Below are 16,949 nucleotides of genomic sequence, written 5' to 3'. Positions count from 1 at the left end.
GCCGGCGGATCATGGTCCGCGCGCGACAGCGACTTCCCGCCGCACGCCCTCCATCAGCCGCGAGCGGTATTCGCCCGGTGATTCGCCGAACCACCGATTGGATGCGCGGAAGAAGGTGCTCTGGTCGGCATAGCCGAGCAGATAGCCGATGTCGGTGAGCGTCATGCGGAAATCGGCGAGATGGCGCTGGGCGAGCTCGCGCCTGACATCGTCGACGAGATCGCTGAAGGAGAGGCCTTCGTCCGCCAGCCGGCGCTGGAAGGTTCGGTCGCTCAAGCCCAGCTCGGCTGCGATGGCCGAGCGCAGCGGGCTGCCGTCGGGCAGCAGCCTGACGATCGCTGCGCGGGCGCGATACGCAGTGTCGGCCTTGACCAGACGCTCCAGCGCCTCGTCGGCGATCCGATCGTGGATTGCCGAAAGCTCGGGCGCCGAGGTCGTCAGCTTGCAGGCGAGATCCTGATCCGACACCAGGAAGCCGTTGAATGGCGCATCGAATTCGAGTGGGGATTGGAACGCCCTGTTGTAGCACGCGATCGACAGCGGCACCGCATGCGAGAAACGCGTGGCGAGCGGCGTCAGCGGACGATCCAGCATCCACCGGCATAGATTGAGCAGATTGACGACGCCGTAGTCATAGCGCTGCCGCGGAATCGGGCATTCACCGCCGAACACGTCGGTCCGCACCCAACGGCCGCCATTGCCCTGCTCGAGCGTGATGGTCACCGCGTCGCTCACCAGGCACATGTAGCGGATCAGTCGCGTCAGCCCGGCGAGGAGCGTGGGGCTCGACATCATGGCATAGCCGGCGACGCCATAGTTGTCAGGTCGCGGCGCATCGAGCTTTGCCAGCCCGATGTCCGGATTGCCCGAACGCTCGGCCGCCAGCATCCACAACCGGCTCAGCGCCTCGGTCGGCCAGCGGCGATCGCAATCGTCGAGATCGTCGATCGAGAGGCCTACGTCGGCGAACAGCGCAGCCGCATCCAGACCTTGCTCGTTCAGCGTCGTCGCGACGCCGCGCATCCAGGACGACGATGTGGTTCGAATCTGCTGAGCCATCCCTTGGCCTTCTGGGGCCAGTGCTTTGGCCTCCTCGGGTCATTGTGCAGATGCACATGAGATTGCATAGCACCGGGTATTGGCGATCGCGACACGAAATTCGTTGGTGCGACCGCATGGCTGGCGCGCAGGAGAAAATCATGCCCGTTCTGAAAACCAATGACGGCACAGAGATTTACTACAAGGATTGGGGCTCCGGCCAGCCGATCGTGTTCAGCCATGGCTGGCCGCTGTCAGCGGATGATTGGGATGCGCAGATGCTGTTTTTCCTCAATCACGGCTTTCGCGTCATCGCCCATGATCGCCGCGGCCATGGTCGTTCGGCCCAGGTCGCCGACGGTCACGACATGGACCACTATGCCGACGATCTCGCGGCCTTGACCGCGCATCTCGATCTCAAGCGCGCGATCCATGTCGGCCATTCCACGGGCGGCGGCGAGGTGGTGCATTACCTCGCGCGCCATGGCGAGAGCCGCGCGGCCAAGGCTGCCATCATCGCCGCGGTGCCGCCGCTGATGCTGCAGACCGCGGCCAATCCGGGCGGGCTGCCGAAGTCGGTGTTCGACGACTTTCAGACCCAGGTCGCCACGCGCCGCGCGGAATTCTATCGCGACGTCGCCGCTGGGCCGTTCTACGGCTACAACAAGCCCGGCGCCAAGCCGTCCGAGGCCGTGATCCAGAACTGGTGGCGGCAGGGCATGATGGGCAGCGCCAAGGCGCACTACGACGGCGTCGTCGCCTTCTCGCAGACCGACTTCACCGAGGATCTCAAGAAGATCACCTTGCCGGTGCTGGTCATGCATAGCGAGGACGACCAGATCGTGCCTTACGCGGATTCCGCGCCGCTGTCGGCCAGGCTACTGAAGAACGGCGTGCTGAAGACCTACAAGGGCTTTCCGCACGGCATGCCGACCACGGAGGCGGAGACCATCAACGCCGACCTGCTGTCCTTCATCAAGGGCTGATCAGAGGAGGCTTGCATGACCTGGGGAATTCCGACGGCCCTGTTTCTTCAGATCCACGTGGTGCTGAGCCTGATCGGAATCGCGACCGGGCTCGTCATGCTCGCCGGCATGATGGCAGGCCGCCATCTGGCGGCCTGGGCGGCGCTGTTCCTGGTCACGACCTTCCTCACCGGCGTGACCGGCTTTCCGTTGCCGCCGTTCGGTCTCGACCCGCCGCGCATCATCGGCATCATCGTGCTCGCGCTGTTGATTGCGGCCAGCGCCGCACTCTATGCGTTCGCGCTGTCGGGATGGTGGCGACGGGTCTACGTCGTCACCGCGCTGCTCTCGCTCTATCTCAACGTCTTCGTCGCGATCGTGCAGTCGTTCCAGAAGATCGGCGTGCTCAATGTCCTGGCGCCGACGCAGAGCGAGCCGCCGTTCGCCGCAGCTCAGCTCGTCACGCTCGCTCTGTTCATTGCTTTCGGTGTCTTCTCGTGGCGGCGTTTCGCGCCAACCACGCTGGCGCCGCGAGCTTCTCTCACCTGATCGATTCGACCCTTCAAGGAGAACCTCGTGTCCAAGCTCGAAATGCTGACCCCGCAGAACTGCGCCGTGGCGCTGATCGACTATCAGCCCGCGATGTATCAGGGCGTGCAGTCTCATGACCGCCTCGGCGTGTTCAACAACATCCAGATCGTCGCCAAGGCGGCCAAGCTGTTCAAGATTCCGACCGTGCTCACCACGGTCGCCAAGGACTCGTTCTCCGGTCCCTTCATGCCAGAGGTGACCGAGCTGTTTCCAGAGCACGACATCGTCGACCGCACGGCGATGAACTCCTGGCTCGATGCCGGCTTCCGCAAGCAGGTCGCTGCCACCGGTCGCAAGAAGTTCATCATCGCGGGACTCTGGACCGAGGCCTGTGTGCTGTTCCCGACGCTCGACATGCTGCGCGAAGGCTATGAGATCTACATCCCGGCCGATGCCTGCGGCGACCTGTCGCTCGAGGCGCACAACAGGGCGATGGACCGCGCGGTGCAGGCCGGCGCGGTGCCGATCACCTCGTGCCAGTTCGCCTTCGAGCTGCAGCAGGACTGGGCGCGTGCCGAGACCTATGACGGCATGATGGAGATCCTGAAGGCGCATTCGCCCTACGGCATCCAGATCCGCTTCTCCAAATGGGCGCTTGGAGAGCACGCCTCGGAGGGCGGGGCCAAGTAGTCCCGGGACGAACGATGAAGATCTATCTGTTTTCGCTCGGGGCAGGGCTGCTGGTCGGCGTGATCTACAGCCTGCTTCAGGTCCGCTCGCCGGCGCCGCCATTGGTGGCGCTGGTCGGCCTTCTCGGCATCCTCATCGGAGAGCAGGTGATCCCCGTGGGCAGGCAGCTCCTGAACGGGACCACGCTTGCTGCCGCGTGGCAGAAGGCGGCCTGCGCCACGCACATCTTCGGCCTGCTGCCTGGCCACCACGGCCGGGCAGAGACGACCAATTCTACTGTGCAGAATGAGAAGGCCTCATGAGCGATTACCCCGATCTCATCCTCCATCACGGCCTGTTCACGACGCTCGATCGGTCCAATCCCACGGCGAGCGCGGTGGCGATCAAGGACGGCGCCTTCACCGCGGTCGGCCACGAGCAGGACGTGATGAAGCTCGCCGGTCCCCGAACGAAGATCATCGATCTCAAGGGCCGTCGCGTGCTGCCGGGGCTGATCGACAATCACCTGCACATCATCCGCGGCGGGCTCAACTTCAACATGGAGCTGCGCTGGGACGGCGTGCGCTCGCTCGCGGACGCGATGGCGATGCTCAAGGCCCAGGTCGCCATCACACCGCCGCCGCAATGGGTGCGCGTGGTCGGCGGCTTCACCGAGCATCAGTTCACCGAAAAGCGCCTGCCGACGATTGACGAGCTCAACGCCGTCGCGCCCGACACGCCCGTGTTCCTGCTGCATCTGTACGACCGCGCCATCCTGAACGGCGCCGCGCTGCGTGCCGTCGGCTACGACAAGGATACGCCGCAGCCGCCGGGCGGCGAGATCGCGCGTGACGCACAGGGCAATCCGACCGGCTTGCTGCTCGCCAAGCCGAATGCGGCGATTCTCTACGCGACGCTGGCCAAGGGTCCAAAGCTGCCGTTCGACTATCAGCTCAACTCGACGCGGCACTTCATGCGCGAGCTGAACCGGCTCGGCGTCACCGGTGCGATCGATGCCGGCGGCGGCTTCCAGAACTATCCGGACGACTACGCCGTGATCCAGAAGCTGGCCGATGACGGCCAGCTCACGATCCGGCTCGCCTACAATCTGTTTACCCAGAAGCCAAAGGGCGAGAGAGACGACTTCCTGCGCTGGACGCAGAGCTCGACCTACAAGCAGGGCAACGACTATTTCCGCCACAACGGCGCCGGCGAGATGCTGGTGTTCTCTGCCGCCGATTTCGAGGATTTTCGCGTACCGCGGCCGGACATGCCGGCCGAGATGGAAGGCGAGCTCGAGGAGGTCGTGCGCATCCTGGTCCAGAACAAGTGGCCGTGGCGGCTGCACGCGACCTATGACGAGACCATCTCGCGCGCGCTCGACGTGTTCGAGACGGTCAACCAGGATACGCCGCTCGAGGGTCTGCACTGGTTCTTCGACCATGCCGAAACGATCTCGGACCAATCGATCGACCGCATCGCGGCGCTCGGCGGCGGCATCGCCGTGCAGCACCGCATGGCCTATCAGGGCGAGTACTTCGTCGAGCGCTACGGCTTCGGCGCGGCCGAGGCGACGCCGCCGGTGAAGAAGATCCTCGACAAGGGCGTCAAGATCTCCGCCGGCACCGACGCGACCCGCGTCGCTTCCTATAACCCCTGGGTGTCGCTGTCGTGGCTGGTGACCGGCCGCACCGTCGGTGGCCTGCGGCTGTATCCGCAGCGCAACTGCCTCGATCGCGAGACCGCGCTCAGGATGTGGACCGAGAACGTCACCTGGTTCTCCAACGAAGAAGGCAGGAAGGGCCGCATTGCGGTCGGGCAGTTCGCCGATTTGATCGTGCCGGATCGCGACTTCTTCTCCTGTGCGGAGGCTGAGATCGCCGATATCACCAGCGACCTCACCATGGTCGGCGGCCGCATCGTCTACGCCGCCGCCGCGTTCAAGCCGCTGGACGACGCCGCTCCGCCGCCGGCCATGCCGGAGTGGTCGCCGGTGCGCCGCTTCGGCGGCTACGGCGCCTGGCTGGAGAAGGACGATCACGGCGGCGTCCGCGCCCAGGCGATGCAGATGTGCGGCTGCGCCAGCGCATGCGGCGTGCATGGCCATGACCACGCGCGGGCATGGTCCTCCAGCCTGCCGGTCTCCGATCTCAAGAGCTTCTGGGGTGCGCTCGGCTGCGCCTGCTGGGCGGTCTGAGATGGCGGGGATGTCCGACACGCCACGGCCGATCGCCGCGGTGCTCGACTGGCGCTGGCTGTGGCACGCGGCGCGGGTCGCGCTGGTTTCAGCCTATCTGATCGGCGGCGTCCAGAAGTTCATGGACTTCCCAAGCGCGATTGCCGAGCAGGCGCATTTCGGCCTGCAGCCAGCGGAGCCGTGGGCGGCGGCCGCGATCGCCGTCGAGCTGATCGGCTCGGTGCTCGTCATCGCGAACCGGTTCGTCTGGCTCGGCGCCGGCGCGCTCGGCGTGCTCACGCTCGTTGCGATGCTCGCCGCCAATGATTTCTGGCACATGTCCGGCCATGACCGGTTCATGGCGCTGAACGCCTTCTTCGAGCATCTCGGCCTGATCGCCGGCCTCGTGCTCGTCTCGATCATCTCCTGGCGCACGCACCGCGCTTGATCCACATCTGCTCATTCGAGGTCGTCATGGTCCGTTCCTGTCATCTGCTCGGCGCCGTCATCGCCACCACGCTGCTCGCCGCGCCCGCGTTCGCCAAGGACGCGGCGCCGCTGATCGGCGTGGGCGCGCAATACGACACCACGCATGTCTATGTCGCGCCGGACGACGTCGAGAAGTTCGCCACCAGCTTCCTCGCCACCTTCGGCGGCCAGAGCACCAAGCAGGTGGTTGCGACGGTGACGCCTGCTCCGAGCAGCACGACCTCGCAGCTGTTGCAGACGCCAGTCGGCACGGTCTCGCTGTTCGGCTTCAAGACCGGAATTCCGTATCCGTTCGGGGCCGAACGCACCGGCTATCTGGTCACCGATCTGGACGCGGCGATCGAGGCGGCCAAGGCCGCCGGCGCCGACGTGCTGGTCGCGCCATTCCCCGATCCGATCGGACGTGATGCCGTGATCCAATGGCCGGGCGGCGTCAACATGCAGCTGTACTGGCACACGACCAAGCCGTCCTATCCGGCGTTCGACACCGTTCCGGAGAATCGCGTCTATGTGTCAGCCGACCGCGCCGAGACCTTCACGCGCGCCTTCCTGCGCTTCTCCAAGGGCAAGGTCATCTCCGATGACACCAGGGCGCCGGGCGTCGAGATCGGCCGTCCGAATGATCACTATCGGCGCATCCGCATCGCGTCGGTGTTCGGCGGCATGACCGTGCTCGTCACCGACGGCCATCTGCCGTATCCGTTCGGACGCGAGACGACCGGCTACGAGGTGACTGATCTCAAGGCGACCCTGGACAAGGCAAAAGCAGCGGGCGCCACTGTGCTGGTCGAGCCGTTCAACTCGGACAGGCGCGAGCAGGCGGTGGTGCAGTTTCCCGGCGGCTATGTCGCGGAGATTCATGCGCCATTGAAGTAGGATGCTGCGGCGATTCCTGAGAGGTCATGGATGGCGTGGCTCCTGAGAAAGACCCTGGTCGCGAGTACGCTGCTCAGCGCGCTGTGTGCAGCCACGCCAGCTTTCGCCGAGGACAACGCCTCGCGTCCGGCGATCCGCACCAACCGCTGGCAGGAGGACTGGTCGGTGCTGGCCGATCCGGCGCTGCGCGCGGCGCCATCAGATCCGATCAAGTACATCCCGCTGCAGCAGGACCATCCGCAGAGCTACGTCTCGTTCGGCATGAACCTGCGCGAGCGGTTCGAGAGCCTGGATGCCGCGAGCTTCGGCATCGGTGGAACGCGACCCGATCAGCATGTCCTGCAACGGCTGCAGATCCATGCCGACGCACATCTCAACGAGAACTGGCAGTTGTTCGTCCAGCTGGAGGACGACCGTGCCTTCGGCAAGGCCAAGATCACGTCCGTCGACCAGGACCCGCTCGACCTCCGGCTCGCCTTCCTCGCCTATGTCAATACGACGGACAGCGGCACGTTCAAGGCCCGGGTCGGGCGGCAGGATTTCGACTTCGACCTGCAGCGCTTCGTGTCGTCGCGCGACGGACCGAACGTGCGCCAGTCCTTCGATGCGCTGTGGGCCGACTGGGAAAGCGGCCCATGGCGCTTCATCGGCTTCGTCAGCCAGCCGGTGCAATATAATCTGGTGCGTCCGTTCGACGACACGTCGAACGGATCGTTCCTGTTCCACACCTTCCGCGTCGAGCGCCAGGTGCTCGGCACCAACGAGTTGTCGTCGTATTATTCCTACTATCAGCGCGACAATGCGCGTTTCCTCGACGCAGCCGGCCTCGAGCAGCGCCACGTGCTGGACATCCGCTTCGCCGGCAAGCTCGCGGGCTTCGACTGGGATCTCGAGGCGATGGGGCAGGCGGGCTCGGTCGGGGCGAAGCAGATCCGCGCCTGGGGCGCCGGCGCCCGCGCCGGCTACACCTTCGCCGACCTCGCCTGGCAGCCGCGCATCGGCCTTCAGCTCGACGGCGCCTCCGGCGACCGCCATCCCGGCGACAACAGGGTCGAGACGTTCAATCCGCTGTTCCCGAACGGCTATTACTTCACGCTGGCCGGCTTCACCGGCTACACCAACCTGATCCATCTCAAGCCGTCGCTGACGGTGAAGCCGACCGCCGCGCTGTCATTCATGGCCGCGATCGGCCTGCAATGGCGCGTGACCGATGCGGACGCGATCTACGTCCAGCCCAATGTCGCGGTCGCCGGCACCGCGGGGCAGGGCAGCTCGTGGTCCGGCGTCTATGCGCAGTTGCGCGCCGACTATCGCTTCAACGCCAACCTCACCGGAGCGTTGGAAGCCGTGCACTATGAGATCGGCGAGACGCTGCGCCGCGCCGGCGGCCATGACTCCGACTACATCGGCATCGAATTGAAATACGCGCTCTGAGCAATGAAAGTAGGACGACATGTCGCAATTCGAGTCCCGCAACGTGGTGCCGCTGCTGCTCAGCGTCAATGCCGGCTATGTCGACACCGCCGGCTTCCTGGCGCTGCAGGGCCTGTTCACGGCGCATGTCACCGGCAACTTCGTGACGTTTGGCGCGGCGCTGGCGCTCGGGACCTCGGGCGCGACCGCCAAGCTGCTGGCGCTGCCGGTGTTCTGCGTGGTCGTGATCGCGACGCGGCTGACCGGGACCTTGCTGTCCCGGCGGTGGTCACGCGCTTTCGAGATCCTGATCGGCGTCAAGCTGGTGCTGCTCGTCCTCGGCGCCGTGCTCGCCATCCATTTCGGCCCGTTCCATGACGGCGACAGCCGCGAGGCGATCATCACCGGCATGGTGCTGGTCGCGGCGATGGCGATCCAGAATGCCGTGCACCGGATCCATCTGCCGAGTTCGCCGCCTTCGACCCTGATGACCGGCACCACGACGCAGGTGATGATCGATCTCGCCGACAGGATCTATGTCGGTGACAAGGGCCAGGCGCCGCCGCCGGCGCGGCTCATGCAGATGGCCATCAACGTGCTCGCCTTTGCGCTCGGCTGCGGCGCCGCCGCGCTGCTGTTCGTGCGGCTGGGCAGCTGGTGCTTCGTCGTGCCGCCGGTCATTGCCGCGCTGGCGCTTGGCGTGAGTCTCGCCGGGCCGGAGCCGGCGCGCTGAGAACGCCGTCAGGGGCCGGTGCCGCGCCGGCCGGACGTGCGGTGCCGGCGCCGTCGGCGGCAGCCGTGTGCGCGTGTTGTATTTGCCCGAGTTCATCGAGCCATCGCGATGACGTGAGACTGCAACCGCGGCGGCGGAACGCAGTTGACGTTGCTGACGGCGGACCGCGGTGAAGGCGCAGCGGAACGCGCGCCGGCGGCCTTCAATGACGAAAAGTTTAGCCGTCCGCATCGCGGCTCGCCATTGCGTCCCACCTGCCTCACCCCCAATTCTAGAAACGAAACGGTTCCGTTCTATTCAAGGAGACGTGATGACACAGCAAGCTCTGTCATCGGCCGAGGTCCCATCGGCGGCCAACGACGATCCGGCGGTCTCGGCCCGCGATCGGGCCGTGCAGCAATGGCGCGGGCGGGCCTCCGGCGAGCCTCGGCAGCAGGTCGAGGCCAAGATGCCGGCGGCGGAGCCCGGCCCGTCGCCGACGGAGCACGGGCAGCGCCAGGAGAGGTCCCGGAGGAGCCTGATCCGGCGGCATCCGCTTGGGGCAGCGCTGGGTCTCGTGCTGCTGCTCGCCGTCGGCGCCGGCGGCTACGTCTACTACGATGCGGCCGGTCACTATGAGACCACCGACGACGCCTTCATCGCGGCCCGCCAGTTCTCTATTGCGCCGAAAGTCTCCGGCTACATCACCGCCGTTCCGGTCACCGACAACCAGCACGTCAAGGCCGGCGACGTGATCGCGCGCATCGACGATCGCGACTACAAGACCGCGCTGGCGCAGGCCGATGCGCAGGTGAAGTCGGCGCAGGCGGCGATCCGCAACATCGATGCGCAGATCGACGTGCAGCAGGCGCAGATCACCGCGGGCCAGGCCCAGGTCGAGCAGGCCCAGGCCGGGCTGACCTTCGCAGAGCAGCAGGCCAAGCGCTATCAGGACCTCGCCCGCACCGGCTCCGGCACGGTGCAGAGCGAGCAGCAATACACATCGCAGCTCCAGCAGCAGAAGGCGGCGCTGACCTCGGCGCAGGCCAACCTCTCGGTCGCGCAACGCCAGTTGGAGTCGCTGAAGGCGCAGCACGAGAGCGCCGACGCCAATCTCGCTCAGGCGCAGGCCCAGCGCGACCAGGCCCAGCTCAATCTGTCGTACACGACCGTGACCGCGGCGCAGTCCGGCCGCATTGTCAATCTCAGCGCCGCCGATGGTCAGTTCGCGGCACAAGGGACGGCGCTTTCGATGTTCGTGCCCGATGACGTCTGGGTGACCGCCAATTTCAAGGAAACCCAGCTCGACGAGATGCGACCCGGCCAGCCCGTGACCCTCGAGATCGATGCCTATCCGGAGCGCGAGATCCGCGGCCACGTCGCGAGCGTGCAGTCCGGCTCGGGCCCGGCATTCTCGCTGCTGCCGCCGCAGAATGCGACCGGCAACTACGTCAAGATCGTGCAGCGCGTGCCGGTCAAGATCGACATGGACGATCCGCCGACGGACGTCGCGCTCGGCCCGGGCATGTCGGTGGTGCCGACCGTTCGCGTCGATCCCAAGCCGTCGCTCTATGAGCGGCTGAAGGCCGTGCTGTGAGAGAGGTCGGCCATGAGTGAGGCTGCTCCTCTCGCCGCGTCGCGATCCGCAGGCAGTCCGTGGATCATCGCGGTGCTGGTGGCGCTCGCGACCTTCATGGAGGTGCTGGACACCACCATCGCCAACGTCGCACTGCCCTATATCGCCGGCGGCATGGGCGTCAGCCAGGACGAATCCTCCTGGGTGGTGACGACCTATCTCGTGTCCAACGCGATCATCCTGACCGCCTCGAGCTATCTCGCCAAGCGCTTCGGCCGCAAGACCTTCTTCCTGCTGTGCCTCGGCCTGTTCACCTTGAGCTCGGTGCTGTGCGGCTTCGCCTGGAATTTGCAGGTGCTGCTGCTGTTCCGGATCATGCAGGGCCTCGGCGGCGGCGGCATGGTGCCGGTGGCGCAATCGATCCTCGCCGACTCCTTCCCGCCGGAAAAGCGCGGCCAGGCGTTCGCGCTGTTCGGCGTCGCCGTCGTGGTCGCGCCCGTCGTCGGTCCGACGCTCGGCGGCTATCTCTCCGACAACGTCTCCTGGCACTGGTGCTTCCTGATCAACGGCCCCGTCGGCGTCGCCGCGATGATCCTGATCGGGCTCATCCTCAAGGAGCCTGAAGAGGTCACGGCCGAGCGGCGCAAGCAGGCGCATGGCTTTGACGTGGTCGGCTTCGTGCTGGTCGCGACATTTCTCGGCGCGCTCGAACTGATGCTGGACCGGGGCCTGGAGGACGACTGGTTCGACTCGCGATTCATCATGGTGACCGCCGCGGTCTGCGTCGCGGCCTTCATCGCCATGATCCCGTGGGAGATGAACCAGAAAAATCCGACGGTCGATGTCCGCATGCTGGCGTCGCGCCAGTTCGGCGCCAGCTTCCTGGTGATGTTGGCGACCGGCGCGATCCTGCTCGGCACCACGCAGATGCTGCCGCAGATGGTGCAGCAGGATTTCGGCTACACCGCCACCTGGGCCGGCCTCGTGCTGTCGCCGGGCGGCCTCGTCACGATGGCGATGATGTTCGTCGTCGGACGCCTCTCGGGCAAGGTGCAGCCGAAATACATGATCATGACGGGCGCGGCCGTCGTGGCGTTCGCGATGTACGACCTCACCCGGGTCTACGCCAATGTGGATTTCTGGTTCTTCGCCGAATCCCGCATGCTGATCGGAATTGGCCTGCCGCTGATCTTCCTGTCGATCACGACCGCGTCCTACAACGGCATTCCGCCTGAGAAGACCGACCAGGCCTCGGCGCTGATCAACGCCGCGCGCAACACCGGCGGCTCGATCGGCGTGTCGCTGGCCGCCAACATCCTGGCGCATCGAGGGCAGTTCCACCAGAGCCGGCTGGTGGAGAATGCGATTCCATCCAATCCGGCCTATCAGGACACGCTGCACCAGGTGACCAATTACTTCACCGCGCATGGCAGCTCGCTGGTCCAGGCGCAGCAGCAGGCGCTCGCCTGGATCGGCCAGACCGTGCAGATGCAGTCGTCGCTGCTCGCTTATGTCGACGTCTACTGGGCGCTGATGCTGATCTCGCTGTCGGCGATTCCGCTGGCGCTGACGCTCCGCAAGGTCAGGCTCGGCGGCGGGCCGGCGATGGCGCATTGAGTAGGCACTGTTGTTCGGCTGTCATTCCGGGGCGATGGCAAGCATCGAACCCGGAATCTCGAGATTCCGGGTTCAGCCCTGACGGGCTGCCCCGGAATGACGGTCAAGAACATCAGGGGCGCTTACACCGCCTCGTCGGCGATGCCGTTCCGCAACAGCCCGATGCGGTCGATCTCGACCTCCACCACGTCGCCCGGCTTCATCCACAGCGGCGGTGTTCGGCGCGACCCCACGCCGCCCGGCGTCCCCGTGGCGATCACGTCGCCCGGCTCGAGCCGGGTGAACGACGAGCAGTATTCGATCTGGCGCGGGATATCGAAGATCATCTGGCTGATCGTGGCGTCCTGCACCACCTCGCCGTTCAGTCGGGTCTGCAGCCGCAGCGGACCGAGATCGTCGATCTCGTCCGGCGTGACCAGCCACGGGCCGAACGCGCCGGTCGCGGGAAAATTCTTCCCCGGCGTGAACTGGTGGGTGTGGCGCTGGAAGTCGCGCACGCTGCCCTCGTTGTAACAGGCATAGCCGGCGATGTGCTGCCAAGCCTCGCTGCGCGGGATGTAGCGGCCGGGCTTGCCGATGACGATGGCGAGTTCGCCCTCGAAATCGAGATCGGTCGAGACGCGCGGGCGGATGATGTCGGTGAGATGCCCGGTCTGGCTGTTGGCGAAGCGGCCGAACACCGTGGGGTTCTCGACCTCGGAGCGGCCGGTCTCCTTGCGGTGCGTCTCGTAGTTCAGGCCGATGCAGAGGATCTTGTCCGGGTTCGGAATCACCGGCAGGAAGCTGATGGCCGAGAGCGGATACCGCCTTGCGCCCGAGGCCGCTGCAGCCGCTTCCTTCAGCGCGTCCGCTGCGATCGCCGATTTCAGATCCGGGAAGCGGTCGCGCAGGATAGCACCGAGATCGGCGATGTCAGTGCCCTCGACCAGTCCCCAGGTCGGCGCATTGTCGATGGTGAAGCTTGCAAATCTCATCCGATGTCCTCAGGTCGAAACCGCCGCTACGGCGGAGGGAGAAGCCGGTTCTTGCGCCGATTTCGCGAAGCGCGCGATGGTGCGCTCCGGGAAGATCAGCGCGAAGGCCGAGATGGCGCCAACGATCAGCACGCCGGCGGTGAAGGTCATGGCGTGGGCGTAACCAAGCGGCGCGTTGCCGCCGGCCTCGCCGACGATCCAGCCGGTGAGCGCATTCGACACCAGCGCGGATGCCGCGTTGCCGGAATAGATCACGACGATGAGCCGGCCGCGCTGGATCGCCGGCGCCACGGCGCCGAGCGCGACGGGGCCGAAGATCGTGGTGAGGCTCGGTGCGGCGAAGGCGATCGCGATACAGGCGAGCTGCAGCGGGCCCGAGGTGACGATGCTCAACAGCAGTGCGCAGCCGGCGGCGAGCAGCGCGAGACCGGAGGCGTGGCCGAGGCAGGCACGCAAGCTGAAGCCTTTGCGCTGCAGAACTTGCGTCAGCCAGGAGCCGCCGAGCAGCAGCGGCGACTGGAACAGATAGATCCCTGAGATGATCCAGCCGACATCGACCTGCTTGTAGCCGAGCCCGAGCTGCAGATAGGGCGGCAGCCAGGTCGCGGACATGCCGACGATCCAGTACGACGCGGTCGACATGATGATGACGCCGATCACGGTCGGATCGGCCCACAGCACGCGCGCCGGCAACGCCTTGTCCTTGGCCGCCGCAGCCTCCGGCGCATGGGCGGAGTAGGGTCCTTCGCCGCCGATGAAGAACCAGCCGAGCATCCAGGCCAGCCCGAGCAGGCCGCAGAACAGGAAGCCGGTGCGCCAGCCATAGCTCACGATGACATAGGTCAGGATCGGACCGCCGGCCAAGAGGCCGACGCTGATGCCCTGCAGCACCACGGCGCTCGGCACGCTGCGCCGGTCGGCGGGAAACCAGTTGTAGCAGGCGTGCAGCGCGGTCGGCAGCCCAGGCCCTTCGCCGGCGCCGAGGATGATGCGGCAGATCACCAGCACGGCGATCGACCCGGAGAAGAAGATCGGGATCTGCGTCGCCGACCAGACGCCGGCCATGATCAGGAGCAGCCATTTCACCGGGAAGCGTCCGACGACGAACATGCCGACCGCCATGCCCGACAGCGAGAACAGCAGGAAGAAGCTGCTGCCGATCAGCCCGAACTCCTTCGGGCTCAAGCCCAGCTCCTTCATCATCGGCACGGCCGAGAGGCCGAATACCAGCTTGTCGAAGAAGTTCAGCGTCTGGAACAGGAACAGCATGATGAGGACGGCGATCGCGCGTCCTCCCACATTGGGTCTGGCGGTGTCCGATGTTGTCGTCATGGCGTTTCCCCGTTTGATAGTCTCTTGTTATGATGAGTGCAGTCGTTCGTTCAGCTCGCTCAGCAGCGCGGCGAGCTCTGGCGCGTCCGTCGCGACGCCGTAGACATAATGGTCGGGTCGCACCAGCGCGGCGCCGCAGCCGTGGCGTTCGAACCAGCGTGCGACGACGGCGCTCTCCTCGTGCAGGCCGTGACCGCCGATGGCGATCACACTGATCCCGGCGTCGCGGGTCGCAGCGTCGATCGCGCTCGAGTTCAGCGCACCCCGCCCGTCGAGGACCAGCCGCCATCCGGTGCCGGCGACGGTATCGAGCAGGGCACGCCCGCCATCACCGGCGATCCAGGGCTGCGGAAACAGCGTGCCGTTGGCCGCATTTGCCTTGGTCGCGAGCAGTCCCTGCGTCAGCGGCGGCACGATCTCCTGCCGGGTGATGGTGCGCGGCGCGCCGCCGCCTTCGGCAAGGATACGCGCGTCGCGTGCCGCTGCGGCCTCCGGATCCTGCTCGCAGATGACGCGGCCGATCGCCTTGATGCGCGTGGTCAGCTCGCGCACATGCGTGCTGCGCTCGATCTCGTAGCTGTCGAGCAGCGCCGCGGTCGATTGGCCGCGCAACACGCGCGCGAGCTTCCAGCACAGATTGGCTGCATCGCGCAGGCCCTGGCACATGCCCTGGCCGATGAAGGGCGGCTGCTGATGCGCGGCGTCGCCGGCGAGCAGGACGCGCCCCTGGCGCCAGCGGCGTGCGACCAGCGCATGGAAGCGATAGCTTGCCGCGCGCCACAGCGTTGCGTCCTCGGGCCTGAGCCAGGGTGAGAGCAAACGCCAGACCTGCTCCGGCTGCTCCATCGCGTGGCGGTCTTCCCCCGCTCGCAGCATGATCTCGAAGCGGCGATGGTTGCCGGGGCCGATGATGTAGGTGGTCGGACGCGCGGGATCGCAGAATTGGGCCGCGGTGGCCGGAAGCTTGCCGACACCGCCGTCATTTACGAGAAGATCGACCACCAGCCACGGCTCGTCGAAGTCGAGATCGTCGAAGCTGATGTCGAGCTGCTGGCGCACGGTGCTGGAGGCGCCGTCACAGCCGATCACGTAGTCGGCGGTGACCTCGCGAACTGTACCGTCCGCCCGCTGCAGCACGACGGCCGCCGCCGTCGCATCCTGCCGGATCGTGACGAGGGTCGTGCCGAGCTCGACCGTGACGGAAGGACAGCGGCGAGCACGATCGCGCATCACCTGCTCGACCGGCGGCTGGGTAAACACCATGCTCGGCGTGTAGCCGAGGGGATAGGGCTCGCCGACCATGTCGATGCGGCGGATCAACTGCCCTTGGGCGCCGAAATGCTCGGACGCCGGGAACGGCGCGACGTACCGGCTGACTTGTTCGGCGATACCGAGATTGTCGAACAGCCGCATGATCCCGTGATCGAGCGCGATCGCGCGCGGCTTGTCGTAGATCTCGACAGCGCGGTCGATCGCGAGCGTTTTGATGCCCTGCATGCCGAGCAGGCTCGCGGCGATGGCGCCGGTCGGACCGAAGCCGACGATCACGGCCTCGAAATGCTTGTGATCTGACGTGGCGGACATGGATCTGGAAACTCTGGAGTTGGAAAACGAGTCAGGCGGCGTAGCCGACCGCGAGCTGCGCGGACTTGACGTGCTCGGCCTTGGGCGGAGCGATGCCCCATTGATCGGTGCGGCCGGGCGGCCAGACCCAATGCTCCGGCCCGCGCACGACGTAGTCGTCGTCGACCTGCAGCACCTCGGCGGTGTATTCGATCACGGTCCCGACGGGATCGATGAAGTAGGCGAAGACATTGTCGCCGGGGCCGTGGCGTCCGACGCCCCACGCGATCGGATGGCCGGCATCGATCATGCGGCCCGCACCGCGCATCACGCCTTCCCAGGTCGGCATCAGGAAGGCGACATGGTTGAGCCCGTTGACCTTCGCCGCAGCGATCACGACGGCATGGTGGTCCGAATTGCAGCGAACGAAGGCCATCGCCGCGGAGCGGTCGGTCAGGCGGAAGCCGAGCGCCTTCTCGTAGAAGGCCGCCGAACGATCGACATCGGTGCTGTTGAGATTGACGTGGGCGAGCCGCTCCGGGAGCTCGGGCCGCGGCGGCCTGGCGTCGTGCCTAATGTCGCCGTGCACGAAGCGCAGCACGCCGCCCTCGGGGCCGCGCAGGCTCATGATCACGCCGCCGTCGGGGCCGGGGTTCGGCGCTGGCGCTGCGATCAGCGTCGCGCCTTCATGGATGGCGTTGCGGCTGACGGCATCGAAATCGCTGGACTCGGCGAGGCGGAAAGTCACCGCCTGCAGCTCGGTGCGTTCGCTCTGGTGCAGCGCCACGACATGATGGTCGCTGCCGGTCGCGCGGAGGTAGACGATGCCGTGGGCCTCCGCGACGCGCTCCAGCCCCCAGGTCTGTCGATAGAACGCTTCCGAACGCGCGAGATCTGGCGTGCCCAGATCGACGCTGCGCAGAGCCGCGACCGGAAACCGGGTCATGAGCGTGTCCTCCTGCGCGATGCCCGGATGAGGACGCGCGACGTTTCTGTCCCTGGCCGGCGAAACCGGCTC

16 protein-coding genes are annotated in these 16,949 nt (G+C 66.3%); 11 read left to right on the top strand and 5 right to left on the bottom strand.

Annotated features, from left to right (window positions below):
* Positions 1-9: 9 nt before the first annotated feature.
* Positions 10-1,059, bottom strand: coding sequence for an AraC family transcriptional regulator (locus QX041_RS27310; protein ID WP_315753204.1), 1,050 nt, complete (start codon positions 1,057-1,059; stop codon positions 10-12).
* A 140-nt stretch (positions 1,060-1,199) separates the two neighbouring features.
* Here QX041_RS27310 and QX041_RS27305 point away from each other — a divergent pair, with 140 nt between their 5' ends.
* The 11 genes from QX041_RS27305 to QX041_RS27255 all read left to right on the top strand — a co-directional run bounded on the left by QX041_RS27305 (position 1,200) and on the right by QX041_RS27255 (position 12,062).
* Positions 1,200-2,024, top strand: coding sequence for an alpha/beta hydrolase (locus QX041_RS27305; protein WP_316167168.1), 825 nt, complete (start codon positions 1,200-1,202; stop codon positions 2,022-2,024).
* Between the two features lie 15 nt (positions 2,025-2,039).
* Positions 2,040-2,552 (top strand): hypothetical protein, encoded by a 513-nt coding sequence (locus QX041_RS27300; RefSeq protein WP_316167167.1) that lies wholly within the window; start codon positions 2,040-2,042, stop codon positions 2,550-2,552.
* Positions 2,553-2,579: 27 nt separating this feature from the next.
* Positions 2,580-3,224, top strand: coding sequence for a hydrolase (locus tag QX041_RS27295; RefSeq protein ID WP_315712755.1), 645 nt, complete (start codon positions 2,580-2,582; stop codon positions 3,222-3,224).
* 14 nt (positions 3,225-3,238) lie between these two features.
* Positions 3,239-3,526: a XapX domain-containing protein gene (locus tag QX041_RS27290; RefSeq protein ID WP_316167166.1), complete on the top strand. Its 288-nt coding sequence runs from the start codon at positions 3,239-3,241 to the stop codon at positions 3,524-3,526.
* Entirely contained in the window at positions 3,523-5,400 is a 1,878-nt protein-coding gene (locus QX041_RS27285) for an amidohydrolase (RefSeq protein WP_316167164.1), read from the top strand. The genes QX041_RS27290 and QX041_RS27285 overlap by 4 nt, the downstream gene beginning before the upstream one ends.
* Before the next feature lies 1 nt (position 5,401).
* Complete coding sequence (locus QX041_RS27280) at positions 5,402-5,827, top strand: DoxX family protein (protein WP_316167163.1); 426 nt, start codon at positions 5,402-5,404, stop codon at positions 5,825-5,827.
* 26 nt (positions 5,828-5,853) lie between these two features.
* Positions 5,854-6,744: a glyoxalase gene (locus QX041_RS27275; protein WP_316167162.1), complete on the top strand. Its 891-nt coding sequence runs from the start codon at positions 5,854-5,856 to the stop codon at positions 6,742-6,744.
* A gap of 30 nt (positions 6,745-6,774) precedes the next feature.
* Positions 6,775-8,178 carry an alginate export family protein gene (locus QX041_RS27270; RefSeq protein ID WP_316167160.1) on the top strand — a complete coding sequence of 468 codons (1,404 nt, stop codon included), beginning with the start codon at positions 6,775-6,777 and terminating at the stop codon, positions 8,176-8,178.
* Between the two features lie 19 nt (positions 8,179-8,197).
* Entirely contained in the window at positions 8,198-8,890 is a 693-nt protein-coding gene (locus tag QX041_RS27265) for a YoaK family protein (RefSeq protein WP_316167159.1), read from the top strand.
* 448 nt (positions 8,891-9,338) lie between these two features.
* Positions 9,339-10,466 carry an HlyD family secretion protein gene (locus tag QX041_RS27260; protein WP_410051893.1) on the top strand — a complete coding sequence of 376 codons (1,128 nt, stop codon included), beginning with the start codon at positions 9,339-9,341 and terminating at the stop codon, positions 10,464-10,466.
* Between the two features lie 12 nt (positions 10,467-10,478).
* Positions 10,479-12,062 (top strand): DHA2 family efflux MFS transporter permease subunit, encoded by a 1,584-nt coding sequence (locus QX041_RS27255; protein WP_316167155.1) that lies wholly within the window; start codon positions 10,479-10,481, stop codon positions 12,060-12,062.
* A gap of 122 nt (positions 12,063-12,184) precedes the next feature.
* On the opposite strand, the gene QX041_RS27250 is transcribed toward QX041_RS27255, so the two are convergent.
* From QX041_RS27250 to QX041_RS27235, 4 genes are read right to left on the bottom strand one after another with little or no spacing between them, the layout of a single operon-like run.
* Positions 12,185-13,036, bottom strand: coding sequence for a fumarylacetoacetate hydrolase family protein (locus QX041_RS27250; protein WP_316167153.1), 852 nt, complete (start codon positions 13,034-13,036; stop codon positions 12,185-12,187).
* Between the two features lie 9 nt (positions 13,037-13,045).
* Positions 13,046-14,368, bottom strand: a complete 1,323-nt coding sequence (locus tag QX041_RS27245; protein ID WP_316167151.1) for an MFS transporter — start codon at positions 14,366-14,368, stop codon at positions 13,046-13,048.
* Between the two features lie 27 nt (positions 14,369-14,395).
* Positions 14,396-15,952: a bifunctional 3-(3-hydroxy-phenyl)propionate/3-hydroxycinnamic acid hydroxylase gene (locus QX041_RS27240; protein ID WP_316167150.1), complete on the bottom strand. Its 1,557-nt coding sequence runs from the start codon at positions 15,950-15,952 to the stop codon at positions 14,396-14,398.
* Between the two features lie 31 nt (positions 15,953-15,983).
* Entirely contained in the window at positions 15,984-16,877 is an 894-nt protein-coding gene (locus QX041_RS27235; RefSeq protein WP_316167149.1) for a VOC family protein, read from the bottom strand.
* Between the last annotated feature and the right edge of the window lie 72 nt (positions 16,878-16,949).

Origin of the sequence: Bradyrhizobium sp. SZCCHNRI2009 (assembly GCF_032485115.1) — a bacterium.
Lineage (GTDB): Bacteria > Pseudomonadota > Alphaproteobacteria > Rhizobiales > Xanthobacteraceae > Bradyrhizobium.
Note: the sequence above shows the minus strand (reverse complement) of the source record. Positions and strands in the feature narration are given on the sequence as shown.